This is a genomic window from Kitasatospora sp. NPDC057512 (assembly GCF_042802135.1).
Taxonomy (GTDB): Bacteria; Actinomycetota; Actinomycetes; order Streptomycetales; family Streptomycetaceae; genus Kitasatospora.
Genome location: NZ_JBHVET010000249.1, coordinates 1 through 10,628 on the forward strand (window position 1 = coordinate 1; position 10,628 = coordinate 10,628).

At 74.9% G+C, this 10,628-nt stretch carries 10 protein-coding genes; 4 read left to right on the forward strand and 6 right to left on the reverse strand.

Translation table 11 applies throughout. From position 1 onward, the window contains the following. Positions 1-26 precede the first annotated feature (26 nt). The 4 genes from ACFU6K_RS18045 to ACFU6K_RS18060 all read right to left on the reverse strand — a co-directional run bounded on the left by ACFU6K_RS18045 (position 27) and on the right by ACFU6K_RS18060 (position 3,423). Positions 27-1,127 carry a branched-chain amino acid aminotransferase gene (locus ACFU6K_RS18045; protein WP_380664102.1) on the reverse strand — a complete coding sequence of 367 codons (1,101 nt, stop codon included), beginning with the start codon at positions 1,125-1,127 and terminating at the stop codon, positions 27-29. Positions 1,128-1,289: 162 nt separating this feature from the next. Further along, entirely contained in the window at positions 1,290-2,066 is a 777-nt protein-coding gene (locus ACFU6K_RS18050) for an NAD(P)-binding domain-containing protein (protein WP_380664104.1), read from the reverse strand. Between the two features lie 111 nt (positions 2,067-2,177). Then, positions 2,178-3,020 (reverse strand): universal stress protein, encoded by an 843-nt coding sequence (locus ACFU6K_RS18055; RefSeq protein ID WP_380664106.1) that lies wholly within the window; start codon positions 3,018-3,020, stop codon positions 2,178-2,180. 10 nt (positions 3,021-3,030) lie between these two features. After that, positions 3,031-3,423 carry a DUF302 domain-containing protein gene (locus ACFU6K_RS18060; protein ID WP_380664108.1) on the reverse strand — a complete coding sequence of 131 codons (393 nt, stop codon included), beginning with the start codon at positions 3,421-3,423 and terminating at the stop codon, positions 3,031-3,033. Between the two features lie 303 nt (positions 3,424-3,726). Here ACFU6K_RS18060 and ACFU6K_RS18065 point away from each other — a divergent pair, with 303 nt between their 5' ends. Continuing rightward, positions 3,727-5,784: a histidine kinase gene (locus ACFU6K_RS18065; RefSeq protein ID WP_380664110.1), complete on the forward strand. Its 2,058-nt coding sequence runs from the start codon at positions 3,727-3,729 to the stop codon at positions 5,782-5,784. Between the two features lie 151 nt (positions 5,785-5,935). On the opposite strand, the gene ACFU6K_RS18070 is transcribed toward ACFU6K_RS18065, so the two are convergent. Then, the gene (locus tag ACFU6K_RS18070; protein WP_380664112.1) at positions 5,936-6,145 is read right to left on the reverse strand and encodes a hypothetical protein; all 210 of its coding nucleotides are present in this window, start codon (positions 6,143-6,145) and stop codon (positions 5,936-5,938) included. Positions 6,146-6,492: 347 nt separating this feature from the next. On the opposite strand from ACFU6K_RS18070, the gene ACFU6K_RS18075 reads away from it, so the two are divergent. Further along, on the forward strand, positions 6,493-7,110 hold the full coding sequence (locus tag ACFU6K_RS18075) for a TetR-like C-terminal domain-containing protein (RefSeq protein WP_049657543.1): 618 nt from the start codon (positions 6,493-6,495) through the stop codon (positions 7,108-7,110). Between the two features lie 198 nt (positions 7,111-7,308). On the opposite strand, the gene ACFU6K_RS18080 is transcribed toward ACFU6K_RS18075, so the two are convergent. Beyond that, a complete protein-coding gene (locus tag ACFU6K_RS18080; protein ID WP_380664114.1) occupies positions 7,309-8,673 on the reverse strand; it encodes an FAD-dependent oxidoreductase in 1,365 nt (454 codons plus the stop codon). Between the two features lie 224 nt (positions 8,674-8,897). Between ACFU6K_RS18080 and ACFU6K_RS18085 the strand changes: the two genes are divergently transcribed. Together ACFU6K_RS18085 and ACFU6K_RS18090 are read left to right on the forward strand one after the other, a co-directional pair. Then, the gene (locus ACFU6K_RS18085; protein WP_380664116.1) at positions 8,898-10,070 is read left to right on the forward strand and encodes an MFS transporter; all 1,173 of its coding nucleotides are present in this window, start codon (positions 8,898-8,900) and stop codon (positions 10,068-10,070) included. A 177-nt stretch (positions 10,071-10,247) separates the two neighbouring features. Next, on the forward strand, positions 10,248-10,628 hold a 381-nt coding region (locus ACFU6K_RS18090), incomplete at its 3' end, for a pyridoxamine 5'-phosphate oxidase family protein (protein WP_380664118.1).

Genomic DNA, 10,628 nt, shown 5'->3' on the forward strand with positions numbered 1-10,628 from the left:
GGTCGGGGCCGCCCACCGGGGGTCGGTCAGACCACCCGGCGCAGCCAGCCGTGGACGTCCTCGGCACGCCCGTACTGGATGTCCAGCATGTGCTCGCGGATCGCGAGGGTCTGCTTGCCGGGCGTGCCGCTGCCGATGGTGAACGCGTAGCCCTCGCCCTTGGACTCGCCCTTGAAGCCGACGATCGGGGTGACCACCGCGGCCGTCCCGGCGGCGAACACCTCGGTGACCGTGCCGTCGGCGGCACCGGAGCGCAGCTCGGAGAGGGTGATCGGGCGCTCCACCGGGGTCAGCCCGAACTCGCCCGCCAGGGACAGGATCGAGTCCCTGGTCACCCCGTCGAGGATGTTGCCGAGAGCGGGGGTGACCAGCTCGCCGGCCGAGGTGACCAGGCACAGGTTCATCGTGCCGGACTCCTCCAGGTCCCCCTCGCCGCCGGTGTCGTCCAGGAACAGCACCTGGTCGCAGCCGTTCTTCCGGGACTCGATCTGCGCGGCCAGGCTGGAGGCGTAGTTGCCGCCGCACTTGGCGGCGCCGGTGCCGCCCCGCCCGGCGCGGGTGTAGTTGCTGCTCACCCAGAGCGTGATGCCGGTGACCCCGCCCGCGAAGTACGGACCGGCCGGGCTGGCGATGACCGAGTAGGCGATCTGCTCGGCGGGCCGGACCCCGAGGAAGGCCTCCGAGGCGAACATGAACGGCCGCAGGTAGAGGCTCTTCTCGTCCGGGGAGCTCGGCACCCACGCCTCGTCCGCGCGGACCAACTCCTCGACGCTGGTGAGGAAGTCCTCCTCCGGCAGCACCGGCAGGGCCAGCCGCTCGGCGGAGCGGGCGAAGCGGCGGGCGTTGAACTCCGGGCGGAACAGCCAGACGCTGCCGTCGGCGTGCCGGTAGGCCTTCAGCCCCTCGAAGATCTCCTGGGCGTAGTGCAGCACGGCGGCGCTCGGGTGCAGCGAGTACGGCGCCAGCGCGGTGACCTTGCGGTCGTGCCAGCCCTCGGCGGGCGTCCAGGTGGCCGAGGCCATGTGGTCGGTGAAGAACTTGCCGAAGCCCGGCGCGGCGAGGATTGTGCGTCGCTCCTCCTCGGAAACGGGACCGGTCGTCCGGGACAGAGGGAAAGCGCGACTCATCGTCAACTCCTCAACACCGCTGTGGATTCTGTGCGAACCGACGCCAACGAACGGCGTCATACCCGTCATGCTAACGGTCGTCAGCCGGACGTGATACGGCGCGGTCCGGTCGGGTCCGGAACCGCCCGTTCCGGAAGGGCCGGCGGCCCGGGGGCCTCCGCCCTACCGGTGGCCGCCGTGGAGGTCGCCGACCAGGCCGTCCAGGGTGCCGCGCAGGGCCCCGGAGTTCGCCTGGTCGAACCAGGTGGTGCGCACGCGCTCGTTGCTCCCGCCCGGGGTCTCGTGCTCGGCCGCGAGCCGCTCCAGCGACCGCGTCCCGTCGGCCAGGGAACGGCCGACGTCCTGGTAGAGGCCGCGGACGAAGCGGTCGGCGTCCGCCGCGGGGATGCCCTGGTCGGTGGCCCAGGAGACGAGCGTGGCGAGGAACGCGTAGTGGGTGGTCTGGGTCGAGGTGACCGCGGACAGGACGTTGAGGGCCGCCTCGTCCGCGACCGGCAGCGCCCCGCCCAACAGCTCGAACAGGGCGTCCGCGTCCGGGTGGGACGGCTGGACGACGGTGAGGCAGCGGCGCTCCCGGACGGTGGGCAGCGGGATCGCGTGGGTCAGCGCGGCGCCGGTGGCCAGCACCCGGCGCAACTCCTCGGAGGCGACGCCCGGGATCACGTTGACCACGACCCGGTCGTCGGGGACCACCAGCCCGGCCAGGGCCGCCCGCCAGTCCTGGCGGCGCAGGGCGACGATCACCAGGTCGGACCCGTCCACCACCTCCTGGTTGTCGGCGCAGACCCGCACGCCCTCGTACCGTTCGGCCAGCTCGGCGGCGGTGCGGGCACCCCGCGGGGAGAGCAGCACCTCCGGCCCGGGCTCCTCCCCGTGGCGCAGGCCCATCACGATGGCCCGGCCGATCTCGCCCACTCCGATGATGCCGATGCGCTGCACGGTGACTGCCTCCGTCGTCAGTGGTGGTCGGACGGAGCAACCTGTCATGCCCGTCGCGATCTTCTCCGCAGCAGTCTGACCGCCGCGGCACCCACTGGCCAAGGGCCCAGGTCAGCCGTGCGGGACGAGGGCGACCGGGCACCGGACGTGGTGGATCGCGGCGTGGGCGACCGGGCCGAGGTGGGCGCCGAGGAGGGTGCGGCGGACGCGGCGGCCGACGACGAGCAGCCGGGCCCCGGCCGCCGCGTCCACCAGGTCGACGGAGCGGCTGCCCTGGATCAGGTCGGCGGTCACCGACACCTCGGGGTGGCGCTCCTGCCAGGGGGTCACCTGCTCGGCGAACCGGGCCCGGTCGACGGAGGCGAGTTCGCCCAGTCCGCCGACGGCCTGGAGCGCCGTGTACTGGCTGGAGACCGGCGGCGACCAGACGTGCACCACCCGCAGCGGCGCCCGGCGCCGGGCGGCCGCGTCGAAGGCGAAGGCCAGCACGTCGTCCATGGGATGGGTGAGGTCCAGGCCCACCAGCACCGGGCCCTCCGACTCCTCCGCCTCGGCCCGGACCAGCACCACCGGGCAGTCCGCCCGGCGCAGCACCTCCTGGCTCACCGAGCCGACCAGGAAGCCGCGCACCGCGCCCAGCCCGCGCGAGCCCAGGACGAGCAGGGCGGCCGACTTCCCGACGGCCTCCAGCGCCTCGGCCGGGTCGGTCGGGACGATCGCCGAGGTGACCGGCCCGTCGCCGGCCAGCGCGCGCAGCTCCTGGGCCCGCCGCTCCAGCCCGTCCAGGGCGTTGCGGTACGTCTCCTCGCTGCCGACCACGTCCTGGTGCGGCCAGGGCCAGGCCTGGAGGAGGTCCAGCGGGCATGCGCGGCGCCGCGCCTCCCGGGCGGCCCACTCGGTGGCGGCGAGGCTCTCGGGCGAGCCGTCGTATCCGGCGACGACGGGTGCGGTCATGGTCTGCTCCTCATCCGCGCAGTGTGTCCAGTGCGGCGTTCAGCCGCCGCGCCGCCTCGTCCGCGACCTCGCCCAGCCCGCCCCCGGGCCCGGCCAGGGCGACCAGCGTCTGCGGGTCGACGGCCTCCACCACCGTGGCGTCGCCGTCCGTCCGGACCACGACGTTGCAGGGCAGCAGCAGCCCGATCCGGCGGTCGGCCCGGAGCGCGCGGTGGGCGAGGGCGGGGTTGCAGGCGCCGAGGATCAGGTAGTCCTCGATCTCCGCGCCGATCTTCTCGCGCAGCGTCGCCCGGACGTCGATGGTGGTCAGGACGCCGAAGCCCTGCTCCTTGAGCGCGGCGGTGACCGCCTCCACCGCCTGCGCGAACGGCCGGTCGAGCCGTACGCCGAGACCGTAGTCCATGGTTCCTCCGTGAGGGGTCGGGTGGCCTGGGAGGTCGCGGCCCCAGTATCGGCGGGCGCCGCGCCGACCGCCTCCCGGGGCGGAACCGCGGCGGTCCGGTGGTGACGCACGGCGAGGACCACCAGGCGGTGCCGGCGCGGGACCACCGAGCCGCGGGGCCCGCGCACGGTCCGTCAGGCGGACGCCGTCGGGACCCTCCGGCTGCCACGGGGTCCGGCAGGGGGCCGCTGCCTCATGCATCCGGGACAACGGGTGGAGCAGACTTCAGGGATATGGAGGAGCCCGACGACGAAGGGGCGACACATGGCTGCGGAGAGCGTGCGAAGAGCCTGGTGGCGGCCTCGGTCCGGTCCTGCGGAGCGACAACTGGCCGCGGCCGGGCTGTGCGCGCTCGTCTGCGTGGTGGTCGGCGGCCTGTGGGTCGGGTACGTGCTGAGCCACCTCGGCGCTCCGGGGGTCTCGGTGCCCACCCACGACCTGGCGGTGCTCGGGTACGGCCTCGCCGCCGTCGCCGGCGGAGTACTGCTGCACGCCCACCGGCCCGGGAACCAGCTCGGCTGGGTGCTGCTGGTGTACGGGGCGGCGACGATCCTCCCGGTCGCCGCCGAGGCCCCGATCTGGGTCGAGGGGGGCAACCCGCGCATGGTCGGGGCGGTGGTGGTGTTCTCGTCGCTGTGCGACACCGTCAGCGGCGCCCTGTGGCACGCGCTGCCGCTGTGGCTGCCGTTCGGGACGCTGCCGAGCAGCCGGTGGTGGGTCGCGATCAGCGCCGTGGCCCTGTGGCGGTTGCCCCCGGCCAGCTACTACGTCTCCGAGCCGACCGTGTTCGGCCGGCCCAACCCGTTCGCGGGCAGCGGCCTCGCGCACCTGCTGCAGGGCTTCAACGACCGGATGCTCGACACCCAGCTCGTCGTGTACGTCGTGCTGACCGTCCTGGTGGTGTTCGTCCCGCTCGCCCGGATCCGCGGGGCGTCCCGGCGGCGCCGGCAGAACGTCCTGATCGGCCTCGGGGTGTACCTGCTGTGGGGCGGGGCCGAGCTCGGCTACTACTTCGACCAGGGCACGGCCGCGTACACCGCGTTCGCGGTCACCTCGGCACTGTGGACGGTCACCCTGGCCGCCGTGGTGGTCCGGGACGGGTCCTGGCGGCTCGACCGGGCCGCCCGGCGGGTGCTGACCGGCCTGCTGGTGGCCGCCGGGCTGGCCGTGGCCTTCGTGGTGGTGGCCTGCCTGCTCTCCACCATGCTGATGCCCGGGACCGGCCTCGGGGCGCTGGTGGTGGTCGCCGCGGTCTTCCTGCTCGCGACCGGCCTGCCCCGGGGCGTGCGCTGGGCCTCCGGCGTCGTCGACCGCTGGTACTACGGCTCGCGCGCGCAGCCGTACCAGGTGCTGCGCAGCCTCGCCGGGAGGGTCAGCCAGACCGTCGACCCGCAGGAGGTGCCGGCCGTGCTGTGCCGCACCGTCAGTGAGGAACTGCTGCTCCCCGGCGTGGAGTTGACCGTCTCCACACGGAGCGGCGAACGGTCGCTGGCGGCCGTCGGGGAGCTCTCCGGCGGTGGCGAGGGCTTCCCGCTGGTGCACCGCGGGGAGCGGATCGGGCGGCTCGCCGTCGTTCCGCGCCCGGGGCAGCGGGCGCTCGACGACAGCGACCGCGACATCCTGCGCTCGCTCGCCGACCAGGCCGCGCCCGCCGTCGCCTCGCTCCAGCTGATGGCGGACCTGCGGGCCAGCCGCGAGCGGATCGTCGCGGCCCGCGAGGAGGAGCGGCGCCAGCTGCGCCGGGACATCCACGACGGCCTCGGCCCGCTGCTGGCCGGGCTGCGGCTGCGCCTCCAGGCCGCCGCCGCGGTGGACGACCCGGCGCTCTTCTCCAGCGTGCTGGACCGGGTCGCGGACGACCTCGCCTCGGCCGTCACGGAGGTCCGGCGGATCACCGACCGGCTCGGCCCGACCGCGTTGGGCGACTACGGCCTGTCCCGCGCGCTCGCCCGGCTCGCCGAGACCTTCAGCGGCCCGGGCCTCACCGTCGCCGTCCGGCTGGAGCCCGACCCGCTGCCGGCGCTGCCCGCCGCCGTCGAGGTCGCGGTCTACCGGATCACCGCGGAGGCGCTCAACAACGTGGTGCGCCACGCCCGGGCGAGCAGCGCCACGGTGTCCGTGCGGGTGGACGCCGGGCACCTGGAACTCGACGTCGAGGACGACGGGCGGGGTCCGGGCCACGGGCTCCCGGTGCATCCGGGGGTGGGGCTGCAATCGATGTCGGAGCGGGCCGCGGAGATCGGCGGCAGCTGCACCGTGGACGCCCTGCGGCGCGGCACCCGGGTGCACGCGGTGCTCCCGCGCAGGCCCGCGAGCGGCTGAGGGACGGCTGTGGGGCGGCTGAGGAGCGGCTGAGGAGCGGCTCCTTCCCCGCCCGGGGTGAACGAGAGGGCCCCCGGCGCGACGGGTGAGGGCCGGGGGCGGGACGGTACTTCCAGGGACGGTAACTCCAGGGAACGGGCGGACGAGGGGGTCAACGGCAGTTGGGGGGCGTGCAGCCGTGGCTGCGAAGGGAAGAGCTGGTGCCGGGGCCGGGACGGTGGCTCCGTCCCGCCTCCGAGGCGCTCTCGCCGCCCCGGACCGGGCACGTGCACGCCCGGAGGGCGGCGGCGATGCTCACCGCGGCGCAGACCGCGGCGACACCGGCGGCCATCAGCGCGGTGTTGGCCGTTCTGTCGGTCATGGGGGTCCTCCACGGGGTTCCGCAGGCGGGTCCGCTCCGACCTGCACCCCCATGCCACCGCCCGGTCCGCCCCAGTCGCATGAGGCCACGGTCCCGTCCCGGTCCCGTCCTGCGGGAATGTTCCACCATGTCGAACGTCCGCTCGAAAGACCGGTACGCATCGTGGTCGCCCGGGCGTCGGCGGGAACGGGTTCGTTCACTAACATCGACAGTGGCCCCCGGCGATGTCCGTGATATACGAAATGCTTCACCGTGCGCGCGGCCGACCAGGGATTTCCCGGAGATCCGCGGGCGAACGCGGGGAGCGACGGGGATCGAGGAAAGGCGATTGAAGAAGGTGCGCAACCATGACCGCTGAGACGGATACCGGACACGGACCGGTGACGGGCGCCCCGCTGCGGCGGCGTGGCGAGGCGCTGGAGAGCGCCATCTACGAGGCGGTCCTCCAACAGCTCACCACCGACGGCTACGCCCGGCTGACCATGGAGGGGGTGGCCGCCGCCGCCCAGACCGGGAAGGCCGCGCTCTACCGCCGCTGGTCCTCCAAGGAGGAGCTGGTGATGGACGCGCTGCGGGCCAGCCTGCCGCCCTCCGGCCCGGCCCCCGACACCGGCAGCCTGCGCGGGGACCTGCTGGAGGTGGTCACCCGGCTGCGGGCGGCGATGGTCAGCGAGCTGGGCGCCGCGGTGCGGGCCATCATGAGCGAGCTCGACCACCAGCGGGCGCACGCCTTCGTCGAGATCGTGCTGGAGCGGGTGGTCGAACCGACGACGGCGCTGCTCGCCGAGGTGCTGGACCGCGGCACCACGCGCGGCGAGGTCCGCCCCGGGGCGGTCACCCCGCTGGTCACCGACCTGGTGCCGGCGCTGATGCTGTACCGGATCAAGATGTGCGGCGGGGAGGCGACGCAGCTCGATCCGGCGGAGATCGTGGACGAGCTGCTGCTGCCGATCGTCCGCCCCTGACGAGGCGCCCTCGGGTACGGCGCGACGATCAGCAGCAGCGCGGGTTTTTCCCGGCCCGGAAATCCGCGCGCCGCCGCCGGAATCCCACGGGTGTGTTCCGGACGGAATTCCCGTGGGATTCGGCGACGGCGGTGGCGGCGGTTCGCGCCGGTGCCCGGGCTCAGGCGTCCGGGCTCAGGCCTCCGGGCCCGCCGCGGCTCAGGCCCCGCTGTGGCGGAGCATGGACTCGCGCTCGACGACCTTGACCCGCTCGCGCTGCTCGGCCTCGCCGAGCGCGCGCTCGTGGGCGTCGAGCAGCTTCCAGCCGTCCCAGGTGGTGAAGCGGACGCCCTGCGCGCGCAGGTGCTCCTCGACGGCCGCCGGGTCCGGCTCGACGGCGCCGGGCAGGCGGTCGGCCGCGTGGTCGTCCAGCAGGCAGGCGACGGTCTCGTTGGCGTCGCCCTTGGTGTGGCCGATCAGGCCGACCGGGCCGCGCTTGATCCAACCGGTGACGTACGTGGCGGTGCGGTGCGAGCCGTCGCCGTCCAGGACCCGTCCGGCCTGGTGCGGGACGGTGCCCGAGGCCGGGTCGAAGGGCAGCTTGGGCAGCTCGTCGGAGTAGTAGCCGACCGCGCGGTAGACCGACTGGACGTCCCAGTCGGTGAAGGCGCCGGTGCCGCGCACGTTGCCGGTGCCGTCCAGCTCGGTGCGCTCGGTGCGCAGGCCGACCACCCGGCCGTCCTCGCCGAGCACCTCCACCGGGGACTCGAAGAAGTGCAGGTACACCCGGTGCGGGCGGTCGCCGACGTCGCGGATCGCCCAGTTCTCCAGCGTCGAGGCGACCAGGTCGACGTGCTTGACCGCGCGGCGCTCGGCGATCGAGCCCTCGTCGTACTCGATGTCCTCGGGGGCGACGATCACCTCGATGGTGGGGGAGTGGTCCAGCTCGCGCAGTTCCATCGGGCTGAACTTGGCCTGGGCGGGGCCGCGGCGGCCGAAGACGTGCACCTCGACGGCCCGGTTGCGCCGCAGGCCCTCGTAGACGTTCGGCGGGATCTCGGTGGGCAGCAGCTCGTCGGCGGTCTTGGCGAGGACCCGGGCGACGTCCAGGGCGACGTTGCCGACACCGAGCACGGCGACCTTCTCGGCCTCCAGCGGCCAGGTCCGGGGCACGTCCGGGTGGCCGTCGTACCAGGAGACGAAGTCGGCCGCGCCGTAGGAGCCGTCGAGGTGGATGCCGGGTATGTCCAGGGCGCGGTCGGCCATCGCGCCGGTGGAGAAGACCACGGCGTCGTAGAAGCGGTGCAGGTCGTCCAGGGCGAGGTCGTTCGGGTAGTCGACGTTGCCGAACAGCCGGACCTGGGGCTTGTCGAGCACCTGGTGCAGGGCGGTGACGATGCCCTTGATGCGCGGGTGGTCGGGGGCGACCCCGTAGCGGATCAGACCGAACGGGGCGGGCATCCGCTCGAACAGGTCGATCGAGACACCGGGGTCCTGGGCGGCGTCGGACTTCAGCAGGGCATCCGCGGCGTAGATGCCGGCGGGGCCGGCTCCGACGATCGCGACTCGGATCGGGCGGGGCATGACGAGTGGTCCTCCGGTCGGGCGCGATGCAAACGTGGTCTGAACCTTTGTAGCAAACCCTACGGATGACCTGGGAGGTAGGAGGTGGTGATCTATGAGGTCATAGGTCAGGCCTATGGCCTCGGGGCAGGGTCGGGACGGGCTCCGACGGCCTGCCGGCGTAGGGCCCCGGCGGCTTCGGCGGGGCCCTACCGGTGGCCCGTGCGGGCCGGTAGCGTCGCCGGGTGACCACCACCACCGCCTCCGCGGCGGGCTCCGGCCGTGCCCGGCCGCCGCTGGTGACGGGGGCGCTGCTGGTGCGCCTCGTCTCCCTGTTCGGCTGCACCACCGGGTTCAACCTGCTGCTCTCCGCCGTCCCGCTGTACGCCCAGGAGTCCGGCGGCGGCGAGCACGCGGCCGGTCTGGCCACCGGCGCGCTGATGTTCGCCACCGTGGTCGGCGAGCTGGCCACCCCGTCGCTGACCGCCCGCTTCGGCCACCGCTGGGCGCTGGCGGCCGGGCTGGTGCTGCTGGGCGCGCCCACCCTGGTGCTCGCCTGGACCGGCGGCATGGCGGCCGTGGTCGCGGTCTGCCTGTTGCGCGGGCTCGGCTTCGCCGTCGCACTGGTGGCCGGCGGGGCGCTGACCGCCGCGCTGATCCCGGCCGAGCGGCGCGGCGAGGGGCTCGCCCTGGTCGGGCTGGTCTCCGGGCTGACCGCCCTGGCCGGTCAGCCGCTCGGCGTCTGGCTGGCCCAACACGTGGGCTGGGGCTGGGTGTTCGCGATCGGCGCGGCGGCGCCGCTGGTCGCCGTCGGCTCCGTCCCGGCGCTGCCGGACCGCACCCGGGCGGACGGGCCGACGGTGGGCCTGCGGGAGGGGCTGCGCAGCGGCGCGCTGCTGCGGCCCGCCGTGGTGTTCGGCGCGACGGCGCTGGCGGCCGGGATCCTGGTCACCTTCCTGCCGATCGCGGTGCCGTCCGCCGCCGCCGTCGCGGCGGCCCTGCTGGTCCAGCCCGCGGCCGCGACGGCGACCCGCTGGCTGGCCGGGCGGTACGGGGACCGGCGGGGCGCGTCCGGGCTGGTGCTGCCCGCCCTGCTGGTCTGCGCCGGCGGGGTGCTGCTGCTGGCCTCGACGGGCAGCCCGGTCGCCGTGGTGGCCGGGGCGACGGTGTTCGGCGCGGGCTTCGGCGTCGCGCAGAACGCGACGCTGACGCTGATGTACGCCCGGGTGCCGCCCGCCGGGTACGGCACCGTGACGGCGCTGTGGAACGTCGCCTTCGACGGGGGCATGGGCGTCGGCGCCGTCGTCTTCGGCGCGGTCGCGGGCGGGACGGGCTACCCGTGGGCGTTCGTGCTCACCGCGGCGGTGATGCTCGCCGCGCTCGCCCCGGCCTGGCGGGACCGGAGGAGCAAGGGGTAGCCGGTCCCGGACCTCACTCCCGCGGGGCCGGCCGGCCGCCGGCGCGGGGGCGCGGACCGACACGCACGGGGCCGGGCTGTTCCTCGACTTGCCGGTGGCCGGGCGCTTGGATGGATCCGCCCTGGTCAACGCCCGGACGCGGCCAGACGGCCCCCGGCCAGCCGAGGAGTCACCACCGTGAACGACACCCCCGACCCCGCCGCCGTGGCCCGTCGGATCGCCGAACGGCGCGAGCAGCTGGGCCTCGGCGAGGAGGCCCTGGCCAACCGGGCCGCGATGGCCCCCCGCTACCTGCGGTGCCTGCTGGAGGCCGGGCCCGGCTTCGACCCGGCGGGCTTCGTCCGGATCGCCGCCGCCCTCGACACCACCCCCGGCGAGCTGCGGTCCGGCCGCGCCGACGCCGCGCCCGGCCAGGGCGGCCCCGGCCCGCGCCCCCGGCTGCTCGACCTGACCGAGCCGGAGTGCTGGCAGCTGGTCGGCGGCCACGGCATCGGCCGGATCGCCCTGCCGGTCGAGCCGGGGCCGGTGGTGCTGCCGGTCAACTACGTGGTGGACCAG

What these genes read in the sequence shown, in the direction of transcription:
- ACFU6K_RS18065 (WP_380664110.1), top strand. Translation starts at nt 3,727, where the DNA reads ATGGCTGCGGAGAGCGTGCGAAGAGCCTGGTGGCGGCCTCGGTCCGGT.
- ACFU6K_RS18080 (WP_380664114.1), bottom strand. Translation starts at nt 8,673, where the DNA reads ATGCCCCGCCCGATCCGAGTCGCGATCGTCGGAGCCGGCCCCGCCGGC.
- ACFU6K_RS18045 (WP_380664102.1), bottom strand. Translation starts at nt 1,127, where the DNA reads ATGAGTCGCGCTTTCCCTCTGTCCCGGACGACCGGTCCCGTTTCCGAG.
- ACFU6K_RS18075 (WP_049657543.1), top strand. Translation starts at nt 6,493, where the DNA reads ATGACCGCTGAGACGGATACCGGACACGGACCGGTGACGGGCGCCCCG.
- ACFU6K_RS18060 (WP_380664108.1), bottom strand. Translation starts at nt 3,423, where the DNA reads ATGGACTACGGTCTCGGCGTACGGCTCGACCGGCCGTTCGCGCAGGCG.
- ACFU6K_RS18070 (WP_380664112.1), bottom strand. Translation starts at nt 6,145, where the DNA reads ATGACCGACAGAACGGCCAACACCGCGCTGATGGCCGCCGGTGTCGCC.
- ACFU6K_RS18055 (WP_380664106.1), bottom strand. Translation starts at nt 3,020, where the DNA reads ATGACCGCACCCGTCGTCGCCGGATACGACGGCTCGCCCGAGAGCCTC.